We start from the raw sequence: 24,718 nt of genomic DNA on the forward strand, positions 1-24,718 counted from the left end.
GTCCATCAGTATGAGCGATATGTCTTCCGATAAAACTGGCAACAAAAAAGGCTCCATGATGGGCCTGCTGGTTGCCGTCGCCGTTTTGACGGGAATCGCCGGCGGTGGCGGGTGGTATCTTGGCGGCATGATTTCCGCCACACAGCAAGCCAATGCACCAGCAACTGGCAAGGAAGACAAGCCCAAACAGGGCGAATTTGAATCCCGTACGATTGGAACCGTTGTGCCGTTGCAACCCATTGTTACCAATCTCGGTATTCCCCAGACGACATGGGTGCGGCTGGAAGCATCGCTTGTGGCAAAACCGGGCCATGAAATTCCGCCCGCTGTTGCCGCCAACGTCGGGGATGATTTCGTGAGCTTTTTGCGCAGTGTCAATCTGATGCAATTGCAGGGTGCGGCAGGGCTTGCCTATCTGCGCGCCGATCTTGAAGAACGCGCACGTCTGCGCTCGGAAGGCGTTGTCGAACGCGTCTTTATTTCGACACTGGTAGTGGAATGAAAAAAGTTTTTGGTTTTGGCGTTTTTTTGACGCTTGCTTTCACTGCCAACGCACCGGCGCAACAAGGCTTGTCGCTTGATACTCTGCTGCCTGCAGGCAGTGGGGCGGCAAGCGGCCAGATCGTGCAGATATTTGGTCTTCTGACCGTGCTTTCGATTGCGCCGGGTCTCTTGATCATGGTGACGAGTTTTACTCGTTTTGCCATTGCCTTTTCGCTTCTGCGTTCCGGGCTGGGCTTGCAGACAGCACCTGCGAGCATGGTGATGATTTCGTTGGCTATGTTCATGACCTTTTATGTCATGGCGCCGGTGTTTGATCGCGCGTGGAACAACGGTGTGGAACCACTGATGCGCAATGAGATTACGCAGCAAGTGGCTTTCAATGAAATTTCCTCGCCATTTCGTGATTTCATGATGAGTCAGGTGCGTGACAAGGATTTGCGGCTGTTCGAAGACCTTGCCGATCCCTCATTCCGAACCGGCGAGGATGGTGTTGTCGATTTCCGCGTGCTTGTTCCGGCATTCATGATTTCCGAATTGCGTCGCGGTTTTGAAATAGGCTTTCTCATCGTGTTGCCGTTTCTGGTTATCGATCTTGTTGTCGCGACACTCACCATGTCGATGGGCATGATGATGCTGCCGCCGACGGTCATATCATTGCCGTTCAAAATTCTCTTTTTTGTGCTGATTGATGGCTGGAATATTCTTGTTGGAAGCTTGATAAGGTCATTTTCTTAGCCACTATTTTTAAAAAATGTGCCGTCCGTTAAAAACGAAGAGTATGTATTAATATTTTATTAACAATTCACGCATAGGGATGGTGGCATGATGGGTCCCGCGCGTTTCGCGGTGACAGGCATGATGCCGCTCCACCATGCCGGTTGTTTTCAAATCCGGCCTGTCCCTCAGTTTGTTTTCCCAAGGGGCACTACAATGGCTAGCATTCTTACAAACTCTTCGGCTTTGACCGCGCTTCAGACTCTTTCTTCGACCAACAAGTCGCTGGAAACAACGCAGAACCGCATTTCGACCGGCCTTCGCATCGGCGAAGCTTCAGACAACGCTTCTTACTGGTCGATCGCAACCTCGATGAAGTCCGACAACAAGGCCAATTCGGCTGTTCAGGACGCTCTCGGCCTCGGCGCTGGCAAGGTTGATACTGCTTATTCCGCGATCAACAAGATCAAGGAATCGGTTGACGAAATCAAGACCAAGCTGGTTTCGGCGATGGGTGCGAGCGCTGAAGACAAGGGCAAAATTGCCACTGAAATCACATCGCTCGTTTCAAACATCAATTCGGCTCTCAGCAACGCCAACTATGCAGGGTCCAACCTGCTCAATGGTCCTACTGAAGATCTCGACATCGTTGCATCTTACAACCGCACCGGTTCGACCGTGACGATTGACAAGATCACTGTTGCATCGACGGCGACAGACGCCAAGACGATGGTTGCAGACGTTGTAGCCGCTACTCTGTTCACTGCCGCTTCAACGGATACAGAAATCGAAACGGCTCTGGGCACAGTTGAAACTGCTTTGTCCGAATTAACCACTGGTGCTGCAACGCTTGGTGCAGCAAAGTCACAGATCGACAGCCAGAAGAGCTTCCTTTCGGGTCTTCAGGATTCGATCGAAAAGGGCGTTGGTACGCTGGTCGATGCTGACATGAACAAGGAATCGGCTCGTTTGTCAGCTCTCCAGGTTCAGCAGCAGCTCGGCGTTCAGGCCCTGTCGATTGCCAATTCATCGAACCAAAACATCCTGTCGCTGTTCCGTTAATAAACGGTGCTGCACGGGTTTCGGTCTAAAAATGAAGGCGCGGATTTATTCCGCGCCTTCATTTTTAATTATCAGTTTTTTCTGCCGCCACTTTCGCACAAGCTTCGCGATCTAGTTTGCATCCATCAGGATGGCGGTGGTATTGATGCAGCAGAATTTCCAACAATTGATCGAGCAACTCAAGGGGACGTTTGGCAAGCTTGGCCTGCGAAAACTCATTGCGCTCGGACTTGTCGGCACTGCCCTGATGGGCGCTATCCTTTATACAAGTATTTATCTCAGCCGCCCGTCTTATGAGACGCTTTATGTCGGACTTTCGCGCGATGATGTGAACCGCATGGGACTGGCATTGGGTGAGGCGGGTATTACATTTGATGTGAAATCAGATGGCTCATCCATTCTGGTGCCTATTGGCAAAGCCGAACAGGCACGTATGTATTTGGCAGAAAAAGGTCTGCCGACCTCCAACAATGCCGGCTATGAACTTTTCGACAATATGGGGTCGCTGGGCCTTACGTCCTTCATGCAGGAAATTACCCATGTGCGCGCACTTGAAGGCGAGATTGCACGAACCATTCAGGCTATTCGCGGCATAAAAGCTGCGCGGGTTCACATCGTGCTGGCCGAAAAGGGTTCTTTCCGTCGCGGCGACCAGAAGCCATCGGCATCGGTTGTTATTCGGGCGGAAGGTGGCTTTGCAGCGGAGTCCGCGCAATCAATCCGCCAGCTCGTGGCGGCTGCGGTTCCGGCACTTGAAGCGTCTGCGGTTACTGTTCTGGATACCAATGGGCGTCTTCTTGCGTCCGCCGGTGAAGCGGCCAATGGCGCGGCGTTGATGACGGCTTCGCTTGAGCAGCAGGTTGTCGACAATGTTGACGAGAGCATTCGCAAGGCGCTCGCGCCCTATCTGGGTATGGGGCATTTTCAGACCAGTGTTCAGGCGTCACTCGATACGGACCGCCGTCAGACCAATGAAACAAGCTTCGATCCTGAATCGCGCGTCGAGCGCTCCGTTCGAGTTGTGCGTGAAAGCGGCGACAGTCGCAATTCGCGCAGTGACAATGCCACCGGCGTTGAACAAAATATTCCGCAAGAAGAAATTGGAAGCCAGAACGGCGAAAACTCGTCTGAAAAGACAGACCGCCGTGAGGAACTCACCAATTATGAGATGAACACGAAGACAGTGTCCACCGTCAGCGATGGTTATTCCATCAAGCGGCTTTCGATTGCTGTGGTGATTGATCAGGCGCGTTTGCTGGAAACGGCAGGCACGACACCTGCGCCGGCCGATTTTGTGGATCAGCAGATTACCAAAATTCGCGATCTTGTCGCGACTGCCGCGGGGCTCAACTCTGATCGCGGTGATGTCATCAATGTCACGGCGGTCAATTTCATGAATGCTTCAGGCGCAGATATGGAGCCGGTTTCGACACCGTGGACCGATACTTTGCTGCGCCAAAGCGGTTCCTATGTGAATGCGCTCGCAATTCTTGGCGCTGTAGCTCTTCTGATCTGGTTTGGCCTTCGTCCGCTTCTGCGTGATACGGGCGCCACGCCAACTGGCACGCAGGTTGCCGTGCGTGAGCCGGGGGCGGTGGCTGTTCCAAATCTCGTCGCAGGAGCGGATCAGCTCTCGGACTCTGATGCCACAAAAGCTGTCCTTGGTGGGCCCGGAGCCTATGCAGATCAAATGAAAAGCAGCCTGAGCGATCTTCGCCAGCGCATGAAAATGCCCGCAAAGCTGCGCCTCGAACAAATGATCGAGATGGATGAAGAACGTGTTGCAGCCGTTCTCAAGCAGTGGATTCATGAAAGTGCAGCGCCAAAAGAAACTAGCAAAATATCAACGTCCATGCCGGAGCTTGAGGCAGCCTGACGATGACCTCGCTCGCTTTAAGTCGCTATCTGCCTGATTTTTCAACGTATCGCATTGCTGACGATGCGATTGAAATTATTGAGGCTCCAGTTTCACAGGCGCCGCTTGCCGTTGAAAAACTGGATGTCGAGATGTCATTTAACGCTGAACGGGCTGAGGTCTCACAGATCTTAGCCTTCGAGGAAGAAAAGCGGTTGGCATTTGAAGCGGGACGTGAAGATGGCCACAAAGAAGCTGAAGCGCTTTATGCAGCGGAAAAAGCCCGGCTGTTGCGCGCGCATGACGACGAAATCGAGGCACTGCGCGCAGCCTTTTCGCGGGAGCAGGCAAATCTTTTTGCCGTTTCTCTCACGCAGGCACTGGTTTTGCTTGAGCAAAATCTCTCGCAGCAGCTGGCAGAGATTTTGATGCCGCTTTATGCCCGAAAATTGCAGCAGGATGCCGTGGAAAGCTTTGCCGAACGGATCAGCACGCTGGCCCTTGAAGGCGAGGCACCGGAAATTTACGGACCCGCGTACCTGCTGGGGTCATTGCGTCAACACATGGATCTTTTGCCGTCTGGATGTCAGTTCATCGAAAATGAATCCGGCGAAGTATCATTTTCCTTTGGCGAGCGGGTGCTTGAAACACGCCTCGCGCCACTTCTTGAAGAGATAGCGGAAACCGTCAGATGAGTATTGATCCGGAAACCAAACGCGAAATCATCATTGTGCGCCGAGGTAACCGCGACGATCATGACGGGCATCATGGTGGCGTTTGGAAGATCGCATATGCTGATTTTATGACGGCTATGATGGCATTTTTTCTGGTTATGTGGCTTATTAACGCTGCAAATGAAGAAAGCAAAGCCGCAGTTGCGAGCTATTTCAATCCGGTTAAGTTGATGGACCGGCATTCCAGCCCCAAGGGCGTGCAGGATGTCGATCAACAGGATGGCCGTGTCCGCTTTGACAGCGATCAGAAGGTTGAAAACAGCACCAAGGTTAACAATACCGGCAGCGTGGATGCTGCAAGTGATCAGGAAGAAAGCCGGATGTTCCGCGAACCCTATGCGGTGCTTGCAGAACTGGCACATGAAACAGGTATTTTGCAGAACCAGTCCGCGAAAGGCGATGGCGGCGTTTCCCAATCCGGTCCGCAGACCGGATCGGATGGCGGCGATGCCTATCGTGATCCTTTCAGTCCTGATTACTGGTCAAGCAAGGCTGCTGAGGCATTGACACAGCCTGAAACTGCACCTTCGACACCACCCACACCGTTAATAGATGCGAAGCCTGAAGAAGAGCGCGCCGAGAGCCAGGAAGCGCTTATTTCGGAATTGAAAAAGGCGGCTGAGGGCGACACAGCCAAGGCAGCAAATAACGCGCAAAAAGTGGAATCTATGCCGGAGGTCACGGTTGTGCCTGTCGAGGGCGGCGTGATGATACAGCTCACCGACAAGATCGATTTTGGTATGTTTACGATTGGATCGGCCAAGCCGGATGCGCGCGTTGTTGAAATACTGCGACGTATCGCTCAGGTCATTTCGCGCCAGCCCGGCGAGGTTATTATCAGTGGCCATACCGATTCACGCCCCTTTAAGAATGCCAATTACGATAATTGGCGGCTGTCTTCCGCACGTGCGCAGATGGCCTATTATATGCTGATACATGGTGGGCTTGATGAGAAGCGGGTTCTGCGTGTCGAAGGCTATGCTGACCGGCAGCCCAAAAACCCCAATAATCCAAATGCCGCCGAAAATCGTCGTATCGATATTTTCTTGAAATCCAATCCATGAAGACGCTGTTCGCCCGCCCTTTGCTGGCGTCATTTGCGTGCCTCCTGTTGATGCTGGGGCCAATGGCAGTGTATGCATGGAGCGCCCCTGATACTCATGCGTCTCTTGCTGAAGGTCAGGACTTGCCGGTACTGGAGCCTTATAAGCTTGTGCGCTCGTTGCGCATGCTTCAGGATCAGTTGGTCACGGGAAAACCGGAAGCCGTGATAATGCTGAATCGGCTTTTGAGCCTCATCAGTGCTGATATGCAGCGCGCGCCAGATGCTTTCTGGGACAAACCCGAGAATGTTTATGCTGCGATTATCTATCTTTTCAATGGCGGTAATCCGGGTGCGGTGCGTGAGGTTCTTACCGGTTTAAAAGGCGAAGTGGTTTCATCTGAGCTTGTTAATGGTGCGCTTGCCTACGCATCTGGCCAGAACATTGAAGTGGTGAAACTGTTTTCTGTGCCGCTTGCAGCAGATGTTCCAGTGGAATTGCGGTCGTCGATTGTTCTGGTAACAGCCAATCAGATGGCGGCATTGGATGCGGCGACGGCCTTGCGGCGCCTTGATCAGGTGCGACTTAGTGGGCCGGGCACGTTGTTTGAAGAAGCGGCTATTCGCCGTTCTATGCCCATTGCTGCCCGGCTTGGTGATGCAGACAAGATCAGGCTCTTGTCACGCAATTATCTCCAACGCTTTGCGCGCTCGCCCTATATGCGCGATTTCATGCAGCAGTTTGTCGATGCTGCGCTGAAACTAAACGACCGGATTGACAATGCCGAATTGGCCAAGCTTATCGGCACAGCCGATCCGGCCTTGCAATATTCATTTTATCTGCAAATTGCACGTGGATCGCTGGTGAATGGCCAGACGGAACGGGCACGCTTCATGTCTGGAGAAGCGCGCAAACTTGCTGATAGACTAAAAACTGATCCAAGTCGCGCCAATCTTTATGCTGCAGCAAGCGGCGTGGCTTCTGATGGCGCGCGTGACGCCTTGCGCGAGCTTTCGCAGATTTCACCCGATCATCTGCAGGAGCGTGATCGCAAGCTTTTAAAGGCTGCGGAGGCTATCGCAATAGATGTTACACGCAAACCTGTTCTGGAAACCGATATTCCCACCATGCCGGTGGCTGCTGGCACGTCGCCACCCGAAACTGTGGCGGTTGCTGAACCGCCGTCATCACCAGGTACAGGCTGGGCGCCAGCACCTAAGCAGCCGGAAGACGACTTGCAAAAAACCTTGGAAGAGGCGCGGCGCAAGATAGCAGAAATCGATGCTTTGCTAGGAAAGAACGTTCAATGAGCATGGATATTTTGGCAAGAGCAGATCGGCGGCTTATATCTTTGGCAAAAAGCGCTCCGGCCCAGCAGAGCCAAAGTGGTGGACAGGCGCGCGAAGATCAGCAGATGTCGGATACAGCAAAGCTTTTTGGCGCATTGCTGGAAAAACCACAGAGCAAAGAGGCCGGAACGTCCGCACAGAAAGACGATCGTGATCCGCAGGAGGCGGACGCCGTATCCGCTGATCCTCTGCTTCAATCATATGTTTGCACTGTGCCACAGCGCCTTTTCAGCCTTGCTGCAAACCTCTCGGTGGCCCATGAAACAAATTCTCCATTGCCGGTCGGGGCTGACAGCCAACCTGCTGTTGTACCCGATGCCAATGAAGCCGATCCCACTTCATTAGCACCAGACGCTGCACTCTTTGCTCTCTCGACTGATATTGAAAACAAACCTCTCGGACTTACCACGGTCGATAAGCGGCAAGCTGCTCCCATCAATACTAAAACGGGCAATGGAACGGAAGTGGTCCTAGAGAACCGTGTTCTGAAACAAGACAATGCACCTCCAGAACGGGAAAATATGGCGGAAGAGGCCGCTATCGTGAAACGACCAGCCGAGGGGGGGGATGTGCAGGATCGTATTGTCATTCAGCCGCCGCCGCAGATATCTCGCGGCAATGGGCCTATTGAAGCAAAGGTCGAAATTGTTGCCCAACAAGCATCTGCGCGCATCGACGACATTCAGCTTATTTCTGAACGCAGTTTTGGCGCGGTCAAGACATTGCATATCAAGCTTGATCCTGTTGAGCTTGGGACGGTGACAGCACGTATTCGGATGGAGGCCGACACGATTGAAGTGCATCTTATCGCCGACAAGGCACATGGCGCGGAAGCCCTGGTTGCGGATCGCGCGATGATAGAAAAAGCGCTGAAAGCTGCGGGCGTTACTGAAGATGCAAAAATTACGGTGACGGTCGCTGAGCGTGGTGCTCTCACTCTCCAGCAAACCACATCCAGTCAAAGTGCCGGGCATCAGCAGGCAGGCAATCAGCTGTCTGGCCAGCAACAGGGCTCCGGTATGCAAAGTGACGCCGATGGCCGTAACGGCTCACAGGGGCAGTCGCAGTCGCATTTCATGGGTGGAGAAAGCAGGCAGAATGGTGAATCCGCACATACAAGACGTGGCCCTTCCGACGCACGCAGTCCGAATGCGGAGGCGATATTGGATGCTACCGCTCACAATAACGGTCGTCATCGCGGCCTGGTTGTCTAATGCGATTTTCGCCAATGCCGCGAATATTTGCGAACGTGAAATGCACCGCGCATCCTCGCGTTATGGCGTCCCGCTTGGGATACTTTACGCGGTCGGTCTGACGGAGACAGGGCGAAAAAACTCTCTGCAGCCCTACGCTATGAATATTGAGGGGCGCGCTGAGTTCTTTTCGTCGCAAGCAGCAGCCCTGCGACGGTTTGAAGAGGCCCATGCCGAAGGCGTAAAGTTGATTGATCTGGGTTGTATGCAGATCAATCATTATTATCACAGCGGCGAATTTCCATCGGTTGCGGCCATGCTGCAACCATCCCTGAATGTTGATTACGCCGCACGTTTTCTAAGGCGCCTTCGGGATCGCGAAGGCAATTGGACCATGGCAGTTGCACGCTATCATGCAGGCCCGAATAATGACCCTGCGCAGAAACGGTATGTTTGTCGCGTGATGACAAATATGGTCGTAACAGGCTTCGGAAAATGGACGGAGCAGGCAAAAAACTTTTGCTCGGTTTTATAAGTAAGTGCTTAAAATTCAGTGGTTGTATCCGAATGGCAGATACACCTCAATTTTAGGTGCACACTCTGAGGTTGCTTTAACTGAAGGGCTTAATTTAGGGATCAAGTTTTTAAGTCCTTGTAATGAATCGTTAAATATCGTGAGGCGTTAACGATTTGTTAACTTTTTTGCACCACTAATCGGGCATCATTGCAATTAAAGCGATTCCTGACGCATTAGGTTAATCTATTGCGGATCCCTATTTATTGGGGGCAACTATTTGTAATTGTCGCTGAGTCCTCCTGCCAGTTAGGTCTGCCTTAGATGGGGTAACATATTGATTCGGAAGGTGGGCCGATGATCGTAGTCGTAGATGAGCGCGAACTTGTGACCGAGGGGTACTCCTCCTGGTTCGGCCGAGAGGGCATCACGACGACGGGGTTTCGTCCATGTGATTTCAACGATTGGGTTGAAACTGTACCACAGCATGACATTATGGCTGTCGAGGCATTCTTGATTGGTGAATGCGCTGGTCAAAGCGGTCTTCCCTCCCTTATTCGTGAACGGTGCAAAGCCCCGGTGATAGCGGTTAATGATCGCCCATCTCTTGAGCATACGTTAGAACTTTTTCAATCTGGGGTTGATGATGTTGTCCGCAAGCCGGTTCATGTGCGAGAAATTCTCGCGCGCATCAATGCGATCCGCCGCAGAATAGGCATCGCAGGTTCAAGTGACGACGATGGCACAGAGCTTGGACCAATCAAAGTGTTCTCTGATGGCCGTGACCCACAGGTCAATGGCATCGATTTTATTTTGCCACGTCGTGAGCGCCGCATTCTGGAATATCTGGTTGCCAATCAAGGCCGTCGTCTTAACAAGACCCAGATTTTCAACGCAATCTATGGCATTTTCGACAGTGAAGTCGAAGAGAATGTCGTTGAAAGCCATATCAGTAAGCTGCGCAAAAAACTGCGCGAGAAGCTTGGTTTCGATCCGATCGATTCCAAGCGCTTCTTAGGCTACTGCATCAACATCGAATAAGCATATCCTCCCTAGCGCATCCCGAAAAGTGGGAACCGGTTTTCGGAACGAGATGCGCGTGAAAACAAAGAGATAGAGCATTTCTAACGGTCCAACTTAAAAAAGAAATGTTCTAAATGCCAAGACGACAGTTTCACGCAAGCGTCGCCCGTTAGCCTCGTTGCGAGTTGATAATTTCTCAGGAGCTGCCAATGAGCCTCTACGGTATGATGCGCACCGGCGTTTCAGGCATGAATGCGCAGGCTAACCGCCTTTCGGCGGTTGCGGAAAACATCGCAAACGCCAGCACCGTTGGCTATAAGCGCGCTGAAACACAGTTTTCCTCACTTGTGCTGCCAAGCACTGCCGGTCAGTATAATTCCGGTAGCGTTCTGACCAACGTTCGTTACGGCATATCCGATCAGGGTGGAATAAGGTCGACCGCTTCAAGAACCGACCTTGCAATTGATGGAAACGGCTTTTTTGTTGTGCAGGGCGCGGATGGAACCAGTTACCTCACGCGTGCTGGCTCGTTTGTACCCGACAAAGACGGCTATCTTGTCAATACAGCTGGATATTATCTTCTGGGCGCAGGTCCCGATGAAAGCGCCGGTGGCTTGACCATCGCGGGCCTTGAAAGGATTAATGCCAATGCTGCGGATCTGGAGGCTCAGGCCAGCACATCTGGCACATTTACGGTTAGTTTACCGTTGAATGGACAGGTTCCTGCGGCAGGCGAATTTAATCATAAAACGTCTCTGATCTCTTATGATTCTCAGGGTAAAAAGATTACGCTGGACGTTTATTTTACAAAGTCTGCGGATAACAACTGGGATGTTTCGGTCAAGAATGCCGCCGATGGGGTGGAAGTCGGAACAACGAGCCTTGAATTTGATCCTGCCAACGGAGATCTGGTTGCTGGCGGTGTGGTGAGCGTTGATCTTACAGGTTACAACGGTTCAGCGCTCAGCCTTAATCTTGGGGCTTCCAAGGAGGCTTCAGGTGAGTACACAATTTCTGAGGCTGTTATCAATGGTCAGGCCAAGTCCTCAATGAAGAGTGTCGATGTGGCCAGTGATGGCTCTATTGTCGGTATCTATGAGAATGGTTCGCAAGTCATTCTTGGGCGGATTCCACTGGCCAAAGTTCCAAGCCCCGACCGTATGACTGTTGTGAGCGGCAACGTTTTTCTTGCCAGTGCTGAATCCGGCGAAATTTCTCTTGGCTTTCCGCAAAGCAGCGGAATTGGCAAGGTTATGTCGGGTTCACTTGAAGAGTCCAAGGCTGATATTGCACAGGAACTCACGGATATGATCGAAGCGCAACGAAGCTATACTGCCAATTCGAAAGTCTTCCAGACCGGTTCCGAACTTATGGATGTTCTGGTTAATCTGAAACGCTAAACGAAATGATTTCCCGAAGAATAAACCTGGGAAAAATAGCCGCTCCGCAACAAGCGGCTGAAGCATGACCGAAGGTCGGGTTCGAGAATTTATTAATTGGTCGTGGCTGTTTTCTGTCCTTATGGACGCGAGGCGCTACGGGGGTAGTAAATGGGGATAAAATGTCACTTAGTTCTGCTCTACTGACAGCCAAAAGTTCGCTTGCGGCCACGTCCAAGCAGACCTCGGTTATCTCTCGCAATGTTGCAGGGGTAAACGATACGGATTATTCGCGCCGCACCGCTTCTCTCGTCTCTGGCCCTTATGGGTCGCTTTATGTGAATATAAATCGTTCTGCAGATACTGCGCTTCTCAACCGCTTCATGCAGTCTAACAGTGCGTCGTCGTCTTCATCCATTCTTGCCGGAGGCCTCGACCGCCTCTCATCGCTTTATTCGGCGGATAATTATTCCGCCTCACCATCGGCTCTCATTGGTGATCTCCGTGATGCCCTGCAGACTTTTGCAGCTACGCCCGCAAACGCCGCACTCGGTAACAGCGTTGTCTCCACCGCAGAGCAGCTTGCCAATGCACTCAACGATGGGACGAAGCAGATCCAGACCCTACGCAATGATGCTGATGCAGAGATTACGGACTCAGTGGCAAGCATTAATGATGTGCTGGCTAAGTTTGAAAAGGTCAATCAGCAGATCTTGAGCGGCACGCGTGCTGGTAACGACATTTCTGATTTCCTTGATCAGCGTGATTCCTTGCTCAAGCAACTTTCGGGCGAGGTTGGCATCACGACGATGATGCGCGGCGATAATGACATGGTCATTTTTGCTGAAAACGGCGTGACTTTGTTTGAGACCACAGCACGAAAAGTGAGCTTTGAAACCTCTCAAGGTCTTTCTGCCGGTGCCGCTGGGAATACGGTTCTGGTCGATGGCGTGCCATTGACACATGACACGTTCGACCAGCCTTTTGGCACGGGCCGCTTGAGCGGTCTTCTTCAGCTACGTGACCAGATCGCACCGCAATATCAGATGCAGCTCGATGAAATTGCGCGTAGTCTGATCAGTATATTTGCTGAGAGCGATCAGAGTGGTGGCGGTGGCGCAGCGAAGACGGGCTTGTTCAGCTGGTCAGGGTCGCCGGCGGTCCCGGGCGCAGGCTTGTTATCGGGCCTGGCTGGTACGATCAAAGTGTCTTCAGCATTTATAGCATCTGCAGGTGGCAACGCACTGTTGCTGCGTGATGGCGCTAACTACAATTACAATCTTGATAGTGCGGCTGGTTTTAGCGACAGGCTTCGCGCTTTGAATGAAGCGTTCAGCGAGCGAACGAGTTTTAGTGGTTCGACCGGGCTGAACTCGGAATCAAGTCTGATTGATTACAGCGCGTCTTCGATCAGCTGGCTGGAAAGCAAACGTCAGGCCGCGAATACAAGCTTTTCGTATAATCAGACTGTAGCAAAGCAGGCGGATCAGGCGCTGTCCAATGCCAATGGTGTTAATATCGACACTGAAATGGCTCTGCTTCTCGATCTGGAACATTCCTATCAGGCATCAAGCCGGGTGTTGACGACGATCAATGCCATGCTTGATGACCTCATTAAAGCGGTGTGAAGTTCATGAAAGCGCAATCTATCTCGACTTACGGCGCGTCTGCTGCTCTTAAAGCTCTGGTGAGCCAGAATAAGGCGCAGCTCGTCAAAGCACGGCAAGAGGCGACGACCGGAACTGTGTTTGATGTGGGGCTTGCCTTGGGTGCAAAATCCGGCCAGACAATTTCCTTGCGTAAGGAATATGATCGTCTGGATGTGCTCACCGATATGAACAAGCTTGTTCAGCAGCGCATGGCCACCACGCAGACCGCCACCACAGCCATCATCGAGAAAGCGCAGAATTTTCTGGGTGATCTGACAGGTGCCAGCAATTCGCCAGAAAGTGTTGCGACCGCTGCAAAATCTGCCCGCGCGATGCTGGATTCAATCACCGGTCTTTTGAACACAAGCTATAATGGCGAGTATATTTTTTCCGGCGTGAATACAGATGTAAAGCCGGTTTCTAATTATACCGCAGGTGGCTTGGCACAAGAGGCCATTCATCACGCTTTCAAAAATCATTTCGGTTTCGCATTGGATGATGCTCAGGTCGTGGGCATCACCGGTGATGAAATGAAGGCCTTCCTGGATGGTGACTTTGCTGACCAGTTCAACGATACCAATTGGGGGCTGAATTGGTCCGATGCCTCTGACACCGTCATCAAAAGCCGCATTTCTCCAACAGAGACGACTGAAACATCGATTTCTGCAAATGCGGATGGTTTTCGCAAGGCGATGATGTCGGCGGTTATGATTGCAGAATTCGCAACGATCGGTCTCAATAGTGCGGCTTTTGAGGCTCTGACGTCTAAAGCCCTGAGCACGACGACACAGGCAGTCACCGAAACCACATCGGAGCAGACAACACTCGGACTGGCACAGTCGCGCACCACAGCAGCCACGACCCGTATTGCGGCGCAACAGAAGATTTTGAACCATTCAGTTAACAATCTTGAAGAAGTCGATCCTTATGAGGCTTCTGTGCGTGTCAATGCGCTGATGACACAGATGGAAACATCTTATGCACTGACCGTTCAGCTGCAAAATATGAGCCTGCTCAATTATCTCAAGTAATGGGTCGGCAGCGCGAGAGCGTTCAGAACTAAACACCATTTTGCGGTCTCATGAGGGGATCCGAAAAAGGGTGATGATAAGCGGAGAAACCATGTATCAGTTGCGCTACGAAGATGTCATGAATGACGATATGGCCAGCGCCAAAGAGCGCGAGCAGATGCTGTTTGACCGCTCGATCGCCATGCTCGCGGCCGCCAAGGCGAATGGCTCAGGCTCGCATGAAGCGATTGATGCTGCCTATTTCATCAACCGGCTCTGGACAACTGTTATCGACGACCTTGCTTCGGCTGAAAACGCGCTGCCCAAGGAATTGAAAGCTGCGATCATTTCGGTGGGAATATTTATTCTCAAGGAAATCGAGCGGATTCGACAGGGTGAAAGCGATGATTACGACACGTTGATTGAGATCACGCGCTCCATCCGGGATGGTTTGTGAAATGGCTATAACCCCCAAGTCGGCCATGCGTCTTTCGCTTCGGGCTGGCGAGAAGATTTATATCAATGGCGCTGTTTTGAAGACGGACCGAAAGGTCTCGCTGGAGCTCCTCAACGATGCGACATTTCTGCTTGAAAATCATGTGCTTCAACCGGAAGACACGACGACCCCGCTTCGTCAGCTTTATTTCGCAGCACAGATGATATTGATCGAGCCGACTATGCGCGAACAGGCGCATGATGCTTTTGCGCGCATGTTGAAAGGAATGTTTTCGACTTTCGCCGATGCAACAATTCTCAAGGCTCTAAAAGAAATTGATGAGCTGGTTCACAACGGACGTATCTTTGAAGCGCTTAAAACCATTCGGGCGCATTATCCGCGTGAGACTGAATTGATGGGGACTGAGAGCGTGAATTCTGTTGTTGGCAAGTCGAATAATTCTGCGGAGATAAGCCTATGACCACAACATCCGCTGTCGGCAACAACACGGCAAATACGAATACGAACAACAAATCGGACAGCAGTTCAGCGGCTGCCAAAGCAAGCGTTGATTATAACTCATTCCTCAAACTTCTTGTTACTCAGATGCAGAATCAGGACCCGACGGCACCAATGGATGCGACACAATATGTCTCGCAGCTGGCGACTTTCTCAAGTGTCGAGCAGTCTGTGCAGATGAATGCCAAGCTGGAAACGCTCATCGCCAATTCATCGCTGTCACAGGCGGAGGGATTGATTGGAAGAACGGTGACAAGTGCCAACGGTACGGTGTCGGGCATCGTAAAAACCGTGACGATCCAGTCGACTGGTATGCTTGTAGAGCTTGAAGACGGCAAAACCATGCTGATTGAGCAGGGCACCAAGATCAGCTGAGGATAAGAGCTTTGAACGAAGCTGATGCGCTCGACATCGTTAACTCGGCGGTTTGGACCGTGCTCATGGCGAGCGGGCCTGCCGTGCTTGCCGCTATGCTTGTTGGCATAGGCATTGCCTTGTTTCAGGCTCTGACCCAGATTCAAGAAATGACGCTGACCTTCGTGCCGAAGATTATCGTAATCTTCGTTGTGCTGGCACTGACCGCGCCTTTTGTCGGTGCACAGATCAACGCCTTCACATTGCTTGTCTATTCGCGGATTGAAAACGGTTTTTAAATCAAGCTGTTCAATCAGATCGAACGCGTTTTCAATTCGCGACGAAGCCCTCGCGCAAGCTTCGCATTCTATAGTCCATCTGACAACAGGAGATGGATGTGCAGCAGGCAGTCGCTAAGCCCTTCACAAAACGCGGAATTTTGACCGGCAGCGACTTGGGCCTGGCTGCCGGTATTATCATTATTCTGACGGTGCTTTTCCTGCCGGTTCCGGCGGTGTTTCTGGATATTGGGCTGGCTTTTTCTATTGCCTTTTCAGTGCTTATCCTCATGGTCTCTTTGTGGATTCAGCGTCCGCTTGATTTTTCTGTATTCCCCACCGTTCTGCTTATTGCCACCATGATGCGTTTGTCGCTTAATATTGCGACAACCCGTGTTATTCTTACACATGGTAACGAGGGGTACCTAGCGGCAGGCCACGTTATTGATGGCTTCTCGCAATTCGTGATGGGTGGCGATTTCGTTATTGGTCTTGTGGTTTTCACGATCCTTATCATCGTTAATTTTCTCGTTATTACCAAGGGCGCTACGCGCATCGCAGAAGTTGGTGCGCGCTTTACACTTGATGCTATACCCGGCAAGCAGATGGCAATTGATGCTGACCTTTCATCGGGTCTAATCGATGAAAAGGAAGCACAGCATCGCCGTCGTGAACTCGAAGAGGAAAGCTCGTTTTTCGGTTCGATGGATGGCGCATCGAAATTCGTGCGCGGCGATGCAATTGCCGGACTGATCATCACAGCAGTCAATGTTTTTGGTGGTATTATCATCGGCGCCACCCGCCATGGTATGAATATCTCGGAAGCGGCTGACGTGTTTACAAAACTGTCGGTGGGTGATGGTCTTGTAACGCAGATTCCTGCGCTGATTGTGTCGCTGGCCGCCGGTCTTCTGGTTTCCAAAGGTGGCACGCGTGGCTCTGCCGATCAGGCTATTTTCGGACAGCTTGGCGCTTATCCTAAAGCGCTTCTCATCGCATCCTTCCTTATGTTTGTTCTGGGCATTCTGCCGGGACTTCCTGCATTTCCATTCTTCCTGCTTGGCAGCGCGATGGCTTTTGTGGGCATCGCGGTTCCACGCAAACAGGCGAAATTGCGCAATGCACAAACTGCGCAAGCAGAGCTCAAGCAGCGTGATGCTGATGAGCAGGAACGTAATTCCGTTAAGGCATCGCTTGAAACCAGCCAGATTGAACTTTGTCTGGGTAAGCAACTCTCAGCACGCTTGATAGCATCGCAGCAGGAACTCGCGCATCGCGTCGCCAAAATGCGCAAGAAATTTGCGCAGGAATACGGATTTGTCATACCTGAAATCAAGGTCACGGACGATCTTTCGCTGCCGCCCAAAAGCTACCGGATCAAGATCCATGGTACGTCAGTTGCGAACCATGAATTGCGCGTTGGTGAAATTCTGGTGGTTCTGGGCGAGCGCCCGATCCCGGCCGTTCCGGGTGAGGAAGTGCGCGAACCGGCATTTGGTATGCGGGCCTATTCGGTACCTGAAACATTTGCAGCTGATTTACGTCGCGATCGCTATATGACTGTCGATAATCTTTCTGTTTTGCTCACCCATTTGAGCGAGATTATTCGCAACAATTTGTCTCAGCTTTTGTCCTACAAAGATATGCGTATTCTTTTGGACCGTCTTGGCTCGGAATATCGCAAGCTTCTCGAAGATATTTGTCCGGCAAATATCTCATATTCGGGTCTTCAGGCGGTTCTCAAACTTCTTTTGGCAGAGCGAGTTTCGATCCGTAACCTGCATCTCATCCTTGAATCGATTGCCGAGATTGCACCGCTGGTGCGCCGCCCTGAAATGATAGTCGAGCATGTGCGCATGCGAATGGCGCAGCAGATATGCGGCGATCTTTCAGACAATGGTGTGCTGAACGTGCTGCGGCTTGGCAATCGTTGGGATCTCGTTTTCCATCAAAGCCTTAAGCGTGATAACAAAGGCGAAATCGTTGAGTTCGACATTGATCCGCGTCAGCTTGAGCAATTTGGCAACGAAGCATCGGCTGTTATTCGCAAGCATTTTGAGAGCGGTGAGCGGTTCGTGCTTGTGTCGTCACCAGAAGCCCGTCCCTATATCCGCATGATCATCGAGCGGCTCTTTGCAACCTTGCCAGTGCTTTCGCATGTTGAAATTGCTCGCGGTGTGGAAGTGAAATCGCTCGGCGCGATTTCCTGACGGGAGAGAACTCGTGCCCATCGCACAATTGCCGCTCAACGAGATTGTTCTTGCAGCTATGCTTGCATTTTGCCGTGTTGGTGCCTGCATCATGCTCATGCCGGGCATTTCAAGCGCGCGCATACCTTTGCAAATTCGTTTGTTTATTGCATTGGCTTGCTCCTTTTCAGTGTTGCCCTTTGTGATTGGCAATATCGGTACGGGCTTTGACGTGGATCGGCCCTGGATCATATTTCGTCTCATGCTGAGCGAAATGTGTATTGGCGGAATTATCGGCATTCTGGCGCATATTTATTTTTGGGCTTTGCAGTTCATGGCTAATACTATGGCCATGGCGGTTGGCTATTCCGGCTCGCCTGGCGATGCGATAACCGAGCCTGAGCCGCAGGCGGCACTAGCAACGATCGTCACTTTCAGTGCGCTGTTTTTGTTTTTTGCAACCGATATGCATCTTGAGATTTTACGCGCGCTTCTCAATTCTTATACGGCAATCCCGGTCGCTGGGCGTTTCCGTCCCGATGCTGCTATGATTGATTTCACCGACGCATTGTCCGATGCATTTCTTGTAACCTTGCGGATTGCCGCACCTTTTATTGTGTTTGCCGTCTTAGTTAATTTTGCAATTGGCCTCATCAACAAGCTTACACCGACCATTCCGATCTATTTTGTATCGATGCCCTTTGTTTTGGGAGGCGGTTTGTTGGTTGTCTATTTAATCCTCCCTGAATTGCTGCACTTTTTTACCCAAGAAAACGCAACGCATTTGCGTGATTTGTTCTGAGGCTCATATGGTGCAGACAAAAGCAAAAAGCTTGAGCAAATTGGTGGCGCTGCAAAAGCTTGCAGCTAACCGGTTGGAGGCTTCACTTGGAGCCACGGATGCGCGACGTGTGAAGCTCATTGAAGAGCGCGATGCACTAATCGCCATGCAGGAGAGGCGCTATGAAAGCGACGTCTTTGCCGTGGATCCAGCGCTTTTGATAAAGCGGATGGGAATCAACGCACTGGCGCAGGACCGCATTGAGCAGGAGCTGGAAACCCAGCGCAGTGCTCTTCTCAAACAACAACGCCGGGTAGAACATTTGACCTCAAGGCTTGAAGCCGTTCGCACAGAAAATGAGCGCAAGGATTTTGCCGTGCTGCTTGACGAATTTCTGAGCCGGAAAACCGCGGCGAAAACGGAGTAATTCGCTTTTAATTTCCATTTTGCACCGCAAGCTTCAGTCAAGATTAAAAAGATATTGTGCAATCAAGAGATGAAGAGGGAAAAATTGCATGGCGATCAATCCGGTGTCAGATTTGGTGATGGACGTAGCGCGTGCTGCTGATCCGCAAGCCTATCGCGCGGCATCAGAGCGCCTAAAATCCCTGAGCGCGGTTGCAGATACGAAGGTCGGGTTCTCAAGCTATGCTGATCGTTTCAACGCTGGGGCCAAGGCAGAACCGCCAACGCAGGACCCGGCAAATTCCGCTTACCGGAAGTTTGAAGCTTTCATGCTGCAATCTTTTGTACAGTCGATGTTTACAAGCGATGCTTCTACCACCTTTGGTAAGGGGATCGCCGGAGAATATTGGAAGTCGATGATGTCGGAGGCCATGGCAAACAAAATGGCTGATAGCGGGGGTGTTGGCATTGCGCGCTTGCTTGAAGAGCAGGCCACACGCAAGGCGCAGCTTGAACCTGCATCTGCGCTGGCAATAGCCGGGAACTCTGTAGCGAATGATTTGGTTCATGGATTTGAACGCCAACTCATTCAGTGGCAATTAAATAACAACGACAGGAAGGATAGCGCGAGCAGCTAAGTTTGCGCGCATATCATTCTGCTTTAGATAATGACTGAGGAACCCGATAATGACCGATAGCTCCGAAATTAGTCTGCCAGAACAGCGCCAGATTGTTGCTGGCCAGGCTCAAAGTCTTGAACAGGAAGCAGCATTGAAGCCGGTTGTACGGGCGATCCGACACCTTGAGGACGTGATTGAAGCTGAAACGCGCCTTCTTCTTGAAGGCGGCACTCCTGATCTCGTTGAAATCAATGCACGTAAAAGCCGTGGCCTTTATGATTTCAACAAGGCGATGACCAAGGCGTCAAACCTTGCTGGACCCAGCATGATGAAAAGCCTTCAGCCACTGCTTGATGGCTTCAAGCAGAAGCTTGAAAAGAACTGCGAGGCGCTGCAAATGCATCTGCGTGCCGTTGGCGAGCTTGCTGATCTTATTCGCGGTGCGCTTGAAACCCAGGACGCTGATGGCACCTATAGTCGACAAAGTGCAAGACTTGGTCATGTTCGATGATCCGCATTATTGTCATCGGTCTCTGGATCTGCGTCGTTGCTTTCGGCTCACTGTATTTTGCTGTGCAGAACAGTGCCGATCCCTCTGATGAGGCCGCATCGCCGGGTGGCTTTGGCGGGCTTGATTATGTGAAGACCGACGTCATGAGTGTGCCGATCATTACCAAGGGATCGGTTGCTGGCTATGTCGTGACGCAGCTGGTTTATACGGTCGATTCCAACACCCGTAAGAAGTTGACTGTGCCACTTGAATATTTCATTACCGATGAGATATTCCGTAAATTTTACGGCAGTTATTCGGACACGAAGGAAGTTGAGAAAGTCAGCTTTGAAGATGTGCGCGCGTCAATCATTGGAGACATTAATTCACGGTTTCCCGAGCCGGTAATCAAGGATATTCTAGTTGAGCAGTTCAATTATATTTCCGCAGCCGAAATCCGAGCGATGAACACGCGTGGCAGTGCTAAACCTTCCGGGCAGCAGGCGAGCGCTCACAGCGAATAATATTTGCCAGCAAGCTGGTTTAAACGCTCTTCATCCAACGGGGCGATTTCGCTGTTGAATTGAAACTGTAAGCCGATTTCGCGATTTTCACGCCAGACAATCTGCGCCAGCAAAGCACGGCCATAGAAATCGTCGAACAGCCAGAAACGTTCTGGCAAGTTGGGAACATCACATATTCTTAATCGCGCGCCGTGGGGCGCGATATCGCTGAACTGACATTCGATGATGAAACGCCCGTCAAGCCCGACGATTTTACCGGATCGCAAGCGCGTGCGCTGGCGTTCTTCGCTTCGCCTTTCATTTGGCGGCTTTTTGCGCACCATGACAACCTGCCTCTTGTTCCCTTTAAACGGATTTATAACAGCATTGTTTTCTGCAAGGGTTACGCTCGCCGGTGACACACCGGTTTCTTTCTGAATATGGCTAATTAGCGTAAATACGCGTGATTGGTAGGGGGCGACAAGCCGGAGTGGACGATGTGGGGGCGCATCCCGAAAAATGTGAGACGGTTTTCGATCTGATTGAATGCGATTTGCGCTTTAACGTGGACCTTGCAGCAAAGCACTGGCCACGCCTTCATTCGTAACGAGACGATTGACATAGCCTCCGCGCAGAATAGCCCGAATGATGGGTATTTTGTTCAGTCCGCCGGAGACGAGAATGGATGCCGGCTTGAGCTTGAGCTTATCAGGCGGCAGGGCGATAATTGAATCGTTGAGAAAATGGTCGATCGGCTTGCCCTGTGCATCCAGAAAATATCCAAGAAACTCGCCGACTGCGCCAAGTTTCAGCACAGCATCGAGATTATCTTTAACGACCCTTATGTGTGTGAGTGATGTCTCGGACGTAAGTGACCCACAGGATACAAGACCAATATCGGCAATTTCCGTTCGTGCCAGGACGTCAGTCAATTCATCGCTCAGCAGAATTGCATCGCGGCTTTCTCTGTTCGCACAATAGATGGGGGCGGTGAGATAGTGGCATTCAACACCCAGCGCGCGCGCGAAGGCTGTTGCGACTTCAAACGTGTTGGTGGAGGAGCCGCTGGTTACACCGCCGGTCAAACCAACCACCCAGCTTTCAGGTTTTGGGCGCGCACGCAGACTGCGCACTGCAAAGCTGAGTGTGCGGCCGGATGCTATCCCTACACCCATATCGCGGTTTGCAATCAACTCGCTGGCCATTGCGCCGGCGGCTTCGCCGATCACACGCTTCTGCTCCAGATAATCATCAAGATCAGGAACAACGACAGCCTCCGCAAGGCCATAGCGGACCGCAACTTTCTCTGCGAGCTCAATACAATCCACAAGCGGCAGACTGACCCTGATTTGTATCTGGCCGGACTCGCGCACCTGCCCGATAATCTTATTGACCTTGAGACGCGTTATATTCAGACGCTGCGCGATTTCCTGTTGGGTCTGACCACCGACGAAATAGAGCCAGGCCACGCGTGCGCGCTCCTGATCCTCATCTACAGACACCAAATTTTCGTTCATTCACTGGTCCCTAGAGCATTTCCTTTTTTGATTTAATCATCGGAAATGCCCTATCTATTTATTTTCACGCATTATCCAACGCAAAACCGCTTCGCACTTTTGCTGGAAATGCTCTGGCAGGTCACATAGGCGTCTGCGAGTTGTTGCAGGAAGCATATCATGTCTCAACTCTTTCCATGAATTGGGGCCATGCTGCAATGACTTTTGATCGTGCGGAACACTTAATTTTCAAAGTTTAGCAGCAACATCACACCTGTTGCATGCTGCTCGCATTTTAGAGAACTCACAAGACAATCCCAATATTAAGTCAAATAAACTTGACTATTAACATCATATTAAATAATGGATGCGCGGCAGGAAAACTTCCCGTATGGCGGGTATAGCGATGTTCATTAAAAATTGTCAGAAAATGCCTTTCAGTCGCTTCGTGGAAAGTGACATGTTCTGGGTTGCATATGGCGGGGCGTTTGCTTTGATCATCCTGATTGGCAATCTTTGGATGACTTAAGACAGGCTCAAATTACTCGCTGATCGGGTGTTCGGCAGATACGAGCAGTTTGTCGATGCGTCGTCCGTCAAGGTCAACCACTTCGAAAATCCAGCCATTTTTAACGAAAGTTTCGCCCACTTCCGGCAGATGCTTGAACTCTTCAAGAGCAAGTCCGGCAACCGTGCTGTATTCTGTGCCTTCATCGATTTCAAAGTGCAAAAACGCTGAAAATTCGTCAATCGGCATCCATCCAGATACCAGATAGGAGCCGTCATTCCGGCGTACGATGGCCAGTTCCTCGACATGGTCTTCCTGCATGGCGCCGATGATGGCTTCCATCACATCGCCAGCGGTTATAAGCCCTTCGAAATGGCCATATTCATCATAGACAAGAACCATATGCGTTGGCGTGCCGCGTATCGCTTCCACAACGTCCAGTGCATCCGAAAAATCAGATACGACCGGAACATCCTTCACGATGTCGCGGATATTGACGCTGCCCTTTAAGGAAAGCTGGTTGAAGAAATCCCGCACCTGTAAAACACCGATGATTTCATCGGAATTGTCACCACGCACCGGCAGGCGCGAGCGGCTGCTATGCTGCAATTGATCGCAAATTTCTTCGAAACTGTCGCCAATATCGATCATTTCGACATCAAGACGCGGTGTCATCATACCGCGTGCGGTGCGATCAGCCAGACGCATCACGCCTGCAATCATGCGCGATTCTTCGGTTTCAATCACACCCGCACTCTGCGCTTCCGCCAATACGGATTTGATTTCCTCATCAGTCACACCATCGCCGGACTTACCCGATTGACCAAGAAGGTTAAGCACGAGACGCCCAGAATTATCCAGCAGCCACACGAGGGGGGCTGCCATTTTTGAGAGCATCTTCATTGTTGGTGCGACACGGCTAGCAATGACTTCCGGTTCGCGCAGTGCAATCTGTTTTGGTACCAGTTCACCGACGATGAGGGACAGATAGGTGATGAGAACAACGACGGAACCCACACCAAGAGCATCGGCGAATGAGGGCGATATACCCTGACTGAGCAGCCATCCACTTAGCCGTGCACCAAGGGTTGCGCCTGAAAATGCACCGGAAAGAATACCGACCAGTGTAATGCCGATCTGGACTGTTGACAGAAATCTGCCTGGGTTTTCAGAAAGCTCGATTGCCATGCGCGCACCGAGGCTGCCTTTATCCGCCAGCACACGCAATCGGGCGGGGCGTGAAGAAACAACTGCGAGCTCCGACATTGCAAGGACGCCATTGAGGACCGTCAGCAATATCACCGTCACGATTTCAAATAACAAAACTGTCCCCGGAATTTAACTATTGGATTTCTATCATAGGAATTATCGTAGGTTGTTTCCAGTGGGGACTGAATGGAAATACAAAATTCATATGGCGCAGTGAGAGTTTTTTCAAAGAAAATCCACGTCTGGCATGCGGGGTAGGTTGTTTAATAGTTTACGCGTGTAGGCATGTTGAGGGTCGGTCAAGAGTTGTTGCGTATCACCTTGTTCGACAATCCGGCCCTTTTTCGGCACGATCAGCCATTGGCATAGCAAAGCAACAAGAGCAATATTTTGTGAAACCATCACAAAAGTCGTTCGTTCAGACAATGTCCGCCTGCGTGACTGCGCAATCCTGGATCGATAAAGGGTGCGTGGACAATCGAGGATATCAAAGCAGCTTACTGGTAAACAAACAGTCGGACCATGCGCAGAAACCTTCGGCCAGGATCAGTGCTTCAGGCTGTCGAGAGAGCTTTTCTTTCTTGGTTAGATGTCCGCCCGCATATAAGGTGAAGCGGGGAACTTCGTTTTTCGGGTGGTCCGGTTCTTGAAAGCGCAGCGATCGGGAAAGGTGGCCTCTAAAGCAGGTGGCCCAAAAGTGGGATCCGGTTTTGGTTTGAAGACATGCGGACAAACAAAGAGTTAAAGCGTGTTGCATTTTATCGTATTGATATAACGCGCTGTAAATGTTGATCCTTTTTACATTGAGATGCGCTCTGATGTCGGAATGACAAGGCCTTCAAACGATAACGGTGATCGCTTTTCCACACCTGTTGTCATTGAAGTTTCGTAAATCCGTCTT

The 24,718-nt window shown here is 51.3% G+C and carries 27 protein-coding genes; 23 read left to right on the forward strand and 4 right to left on the reverse strand.

Going from position 1 to position 24,718, the window contains the following annotated elements; genetic code table 11:
• Positions 1-10: 10 nt before the first annotated feature.
• The 23 genes from OPR82_RS12080 (at position 11) to OPR82_RS12190 (ending at position 20,625) form a co-directional block, all read left to right on the forward strand.
• Complete coding sequence (locus OPR82_RS12080; RefSeq protein WP_265985043.1) at positions 11-502, forward strand: flagellar basal body-associated FliL family protein; 492 nt, start codon at positions 11-13, stop codon at positions 500-502.
• Positions 499-1,239: a flagellar type III secretion system pore protein FliP gene (fliP, locus tag OPR82_RS12085; RefSeq protein ID WP_265985044.1), complete on the forward strand. Its 741-nt coding sequence runs from the start codon at positions 499-501 to the stop codon at positions 1,237-1,239. The genes OPR82_RS12080 and fliP overlap by 4 nt, the downstream gene beginning before the upstream one ends.
• A 195-nt stretch (positions 1,240-1,434) precedes the next feature.
• Positions 1,435-2,280, forward strand: a complete 846-nt coding sequence (locus tag OPR82_RS12090; RefSeq protein ID WP_265985045.1) for a flagellin N-terminal helical domain-containing protein — start codon at positions 1,435-1,437, stop codon at positions 2,278-2,280.
• Between the two features lie 130 nt (positions 2,281-2,410).
• Positions 2,411-4,156, forward strand: a complete 1,746-nt coding sequence (gene fliF / locus OPR82_RS12095) for a flagellar basal-body MS-ring/collar protein FliF (protein WP_265985046.1) — start codon at positions 2,411-2,413, stop codon at positions 4,154-4,156.
• A gap of 2 nt (positions 4,157-4,158) precedes the next feature.
• Complete coding sequence (locus tag OPR82_RS12100; RefSeq protein ID WP_265985047.1) at positions 4,159-4,830, forward strand: hypothetical protein; 672 nt, start codon at positions 4,159-4,161, stop codon at positions 4,828-4,830.
• The gene (locus tag OPR82_RS12105; protein WP_265985048.1) at positions 4,827-5,933 is read left to right on the forward strand and encodes a flagellar motor protein MotB; all 1,107 of its coding nucleotides are present in this window, start codon (positions 4,827-4,829) and stop codon (positions 5,931-5,933) included. The genes OPR82_RS12100 and OPR82_RS12105 overlap by 4 nt, the downstream gene beginning before the upstream one ends.
• The gene (locus OPR82_RS12110) at positions 5,930-7,222 is read left to right on the forward strand and encodes a chemotaxis protein (protein ID WP_396996774.1); all 1,293 of its coding nucleotides are present in this window, start codon (positions 5,930-5,932) and stop codon (positions 7,220-7,222) included. Before OPR82_RS12105 ends, OPR82_RS12110 begins: the two co-directional genes overlap by 4 nt.
• Positions 7,219-8,475, forward strand: coding sequence for a flagellar hook-length control protein FliK (gene fliK / locus OPR82_RS12115; protein WP_265985049.1), 1,257 nt, complete (start codon positions 7,219-7,221; stop codon positions 8,473-8,475). The genes OPR82_RS12110 and fliK overlap by 4 nt, the downstream gene beginning before the upstream one ends.
• The gene (locus tag OPR82_RS12120; protein WP_265985050.1) at positions 8,429-8,989 is read left to right on the forward strand and encodes a transglycosylase SLT domain-containing protein; all 561 of its coding nucleotides are present in this window, start codon (positions 8,429-8,431) and stop codon (positions 8,987-8,989) included. Before fliK ends, OPR82_RS12120 begins: the two co-directional genes overlap by 47 nt.
• 336 nt (positions 8,990-9,325) lie before the next feature.
• Entirely contained in the window at positions 9,326-10,009 is a 684-nt protein-coding gene (ftcR, locus tag OPR82_RS12125) for a flagellar transcriptional regulator FtcR (RefSeq protein WP_265985051.1), read from the forward strand.
• A 191-nt stretch (positions 10,010-10,200) separates the two neighbouring features.
• Positions 10,201-11,391, forward strand: a complete 1,191-nt coding sequence (locus tag OPR82_RS12130; protein ID WP_265985052.1) for a flagellar hook protein FlgE — start codon at positions 10,201-10,203, stop codon at positions 11,389-11,391.
• Between the two features lie 161 nt (positions 11,392-11,552).
• Positions 11,553-12,998 carry a flagellar hook-associated protein FlgK gene (gene flgK / locus OPR82_RS12135; RefSeq protein WP_265985053.1) on the forward strand — a complete coding sequence of 482 codons (1,446 nt, stop codon included), beginning with the start codon at positions 11,553-11,555 and terminating at the stop codon, positions 12,996-12,998.
• A 5-nt stretch (positions 12,999-13,003) separates the two neighbouring features.
• Positions 13,004-14,050: a flagellar hook-associated family protein gene (locus OPR82_RS12140; RefSeq protein ID WP_265985054.1), complete on the forward strand. Its 1,047-nt coding sequence runs from the start codon at positions 13,004-13,006 to the stop codon at positions 14,048-14,050.
• A gap of 91 nt (positions 14,051-14,141) precedes the next feature.
• Positions 14,142-14,486 carry a flagellar biosynthesis regulator FlaF gene (flaF, locus tag OPR82_RS12145; protein ID WP_265985055.1) on the forward strand — a complete coding sequence of 115 codons (345 nt, stop codon included), beginning with the start codon at positions 14,142-14,144 and terminating at the stop codon, positions 14,484-14,486.
• Position 14,487: 1 nt separating this feature from the next.
• Positions 14,488-14,946, forward strand: coding sequence for a flagellar biosynthesis repressor FlbT (gene flbT / locus OPR82_RS12150; RefSeq protein WP_265985056.1), 459 nt, complete (start codon positions 14,488-14,490; stop codon positions 14,944-14,946).
• Complete coding sequence (flgD, locus tag OPR82_RS12155) at positions 14,943-15,359, forward strand: flagellar hook assembly protein FlgD (protein ID WP_265985057.1); 417 nt, start codon at positions 14,943-14,945, stop codon at positions 15,357-15,359. Before flbT ends, flgD begins: the two co-directional genes overlap by 4 nt.
• Before the next feature lie 11 nt (positions 15,360-15,370).
• On the forward strand, positions 15,371-15,637 hold the full coding sequence (gene fliQ / locus OPR82_RS12160) for a flagellar biosynthesis protein FliQ (protein ID WP_265985058.1): 267 nt from the start codon (positions 15,371-15,373) through the stop codon (positions 15,635-15,637).
• Positions 15,638-15,729: 92 nt separating this feature from the next.
• Positions 15,730-17,826, forward strand: a complete 2,097-nt coding sequence (flhA, locus tag OPR82_RS12165) for a flagellar biosynthesis protein FlhA (RefSeq protein ID WP_265985059.1) — start codon at positions 15,730-15,732, stop codon at positions 17,824-17,826.
• 13 nt (positions 17,827-17,839) lie between these two features.
• Positions 17,840-18,607, forward strand: coding sequence for a flagellar biosynthetic protein FliR (gene fliR / locus OPR82_RS12170; protein ID WP_265985060.1), 768 nt, complete (start codon positions 17,840-17,842; stop codon positions 18,605-18,607).
• A 7-nt stretch (positions 18,608-18,614) separates the two neighbouring features.
• Entirely contained in the window at positions 18,615-19,013 is a 399-nt protein-coding gene (locus OPR82_RS12175) for a hypothetical protein (RefSeq protein WP_265985061.1), read from the forward strand.
• A gap of 88 nt (positions 19,014-19,101) precedes the next feature.
• Complete coding sequence (locus tag OPR82_RS12180) at positions 19,102-19,629, forward strand: rod-binding protein (protein ID WP_265985062.1); 528 nt, start codon at positions 19,102-19,104, stop codon at positions 19,627-19,629.
• Positions 19,630-19,678: 49 nt separating this feature from the next.
• A complete protein-coding gene (locus OPR82_RS12185) occupies positions 19,679-20,122 on the forward strand; it encodes a flagellar protein FlgN (RefSeq protein ID WP_265985063.1) in 444 nt (147 codons plus the stop codon).
• On the forward strand, positions 20,119-20,625 hold the full coding sequence (locus tag OPR82_RS12190) for a hypothetical protein (protein WP_265985064.1): 507 nt from the start codon (positions 20,119-20,121) through the stop codon (positions 20,623-20,625). The genes OPR82_RS12185 and OPR82_RS12190 overlap by 4 nt, the downstream gene beginning before the upstream one ends.
• Here the strand turns inward: OPR82_RS12190 and OPR82_RS12195 are convergent.
• From OPR82_RS12195 to OPR82_RS12210, 4 genes are all read right to left on the reverse strand, one after another.
• Positions 20,613-20,948, reverse strand: coding sequence for a PilZ domain-containing protein (locus tag OPR82_RS12195; protein ID WP_265985065.1), 336 nt, complete (start codon positions 20,946-20,948; stop codon positions 20,613-20,615). The two genes, OPR82_RS12190 and OPR82_RS12195, sit on opposite strands and share 13 nt — an antisense overlap.
• A 216-nt stretch (positions 20,949-21,164) precedes the next feature.
• Positions 21,165-22,121 (reverse strand): sugar-binding transcriptional regulator, encoded by a 957-nt coding sequence (locus OPR82_RS12200; protein WP_265985066.1) that lies wholly within the window; start codon positions 22,119-22,121, stop codon positions 21,165-21,167.
• 520 nt (positions 22,122-22,641) lie between these two features.
• Entirely contained in the window at positions 22,642-23,931 is a 1,290-nt protein-coding gene (locus OPR82_RS12205) for a hemolysin family protein (RefSeq protein ID WP_265985067.1), read from the reverse strand.
• 111 nt (positions 23,932-24,042) lie between these two features.
• On the reverse strand, positions 24,043-24,243 hold the full coding sequence (locus OPR82_RS12210) for an ABC transporter ATP-binding protein (RefSeq protein WP_265985068.1): 201 nt from the start codon (positions 24,241-24,243) through the stop codon (positions 24,043-24,045).
• Between the last annotated feature and the right edge of the window lie 475 nt (positions 24,244-24,718).

Origin of the sequence: Ochrobactrum chromiisoli (assembly GCF_026241335.1) — a bacterium.
Classification (GTDB): Bacteria; Pseudomonadota; Alphaproteobacteria; order Rhizobiales; family Rhizobiaceae; genus Brucella; species Brucella chromiisoli.

Coding starts and splice junctions, on each gene's coding strand:
- OPR82_RS12100 (WP_265985047.1), top strand. CDS start 4,159: ATGACCTCGCTCGCTTTAAGTCGCTATCTGCCTGATTTTTCAACGTAT.
- flgD (WP_265985057.1), top strand. CDS start 14,943: ATGACCACAACATCCGCTGTCGGCAACAACACGGCAAATACGAATACG.
- flgK (WP_265985053.1), top strand. CDS start 11,553: ATGTCACTTAGTTCTGCTCTACTGACAGCCAAAAGTTCGCTTGCGGCC.
- OPR82_RS12190 (WP_265985064.1), top strand. CDS start 20,119: ATGATCCGCATTATTGTCATCGGTCTCTGGATCTGCGTCGTTGCTTTC.
- OPR82_RS12110 (WP_396996774.1), top strand. CDS start 5,930: ATGAAGACGCTGTTCGCCCGCCCTTTGCTGGCGTCATTTGCGTGCCTC.
- OPR82_RS12140 (WP_265985054.1), top strand. CDS start 13,004: ATGAAAGCGCAATCTATCTCGACTTACGGCGCGTCTGCTGCTCTTAAA.
- OPR82_RS12175 (WP_265985061.1), top strand. CDS start 18,615: ATGGTGCAGACAAAAGCAAAAAGCTTGAGCAAATTGGTGGCGCTGCAA.
- OPR82_RS12090 (WP_265985045.1), top strand. CDS start 1,435: ATGGCTAGCATTCTTACAAACTCTTCGGCTTTGACCGCGCTTCAGACT.
- fliK (WP_265985049.1), top strand. CDS start 7,219: ATGAGCATGGATATTTTGGCAAGAGCAGATCGGCGGCTTATATCTTTG.
- OPR82_RS12130 (WP_265985052.1), top strand. CDS start 10,201: ATGAGCCTCTACGGTATGATGCGCACCGGCGTTTCAGGCATGAATGCG.
- OPR82_RS12080 (WP_265985043.1), top strand. CDS start 11: ATGAGCGATATGTCTTCCGATAAAACTGGCAACAAAAAAGGCTCCATG.
- OPR82_RS12180 (WP_265985062.1), top strand. CDS start 19,102: ATGGCGATCAATCCGGTGTCAGATTTGGTGATGGACGTAGCGCGTGCT.
- OPR82_RS12195 (WP_265985065.1), bottom strand. CDS start 20,948: ATGGTGCGCAAAAAGCCGCCAAATGAAAGGCGAAGCGAAGAACGCCAG.
- flbT (WP_265985056.1), top strand. CDS start 14,488: ATGGCTATAACCCCCAAGTCGGCCATGCGTCTTTCGCTTCGGGCTGGC.
- OPR82_RS12200 (WP_265985066.1), bottom strand. CDS start 22,121: ATGAACGAAAATTTGGTGTCTGTAGATGAGGATCAGGAGCGCGCACGC.
- flhA (WP_265985059.1), top strand. CDS start 15,730: ATGGATGTGCAGCAGGCAGTCGCTAAGCCCTTCACAAAACGCGGAATT.
- fliF (WP_265985046.1), top strand. CDS start 2,411: ATGGCGGTGGTATTGATGCAGCAGAATTTCCAACAATTGATCGAGCAA.
- ftcR (WP_265985051.1), top strand. CDS start 9,326: ATGATCGTAGTCGTAGATGAGCGCGAACTTGTGACCGAGGGGTACTCC.
- OPR82_RS12120 (WP_265985050.1), top strand. CDS start 8,429: ATGCTACCGCTCACAATAACGGTCGTCATCGCGGCCTGGTTGTCTAAT.
- fliP (WP_265985044.1), top strand. CDS start 499: ATGAAAAAAGTTTTTGGTTTTGGCGTTTTTTTGACGCTTGCTTTCACT.
- OPR82_RS12105 (WP_265985048.1), top strand. CDS start 4,827: ATGAGTATTGATCCGGAAACCAAACGCGAAATCATCATTGTGCGCCGA.
- OPR82_RS12185 (WP_265985063.1), top strand. CDS start 19,679: ATGACCGATAGCTCCGAAATTAGTCTGCCAGAACAGCGCCAGATTGTT.
- flaF (WP_265985055.1), top strand. CDS start 14,142: ATGTATCAGTTGCGCTACGAAGATGTCATGAATGACGATATGGCCAGC.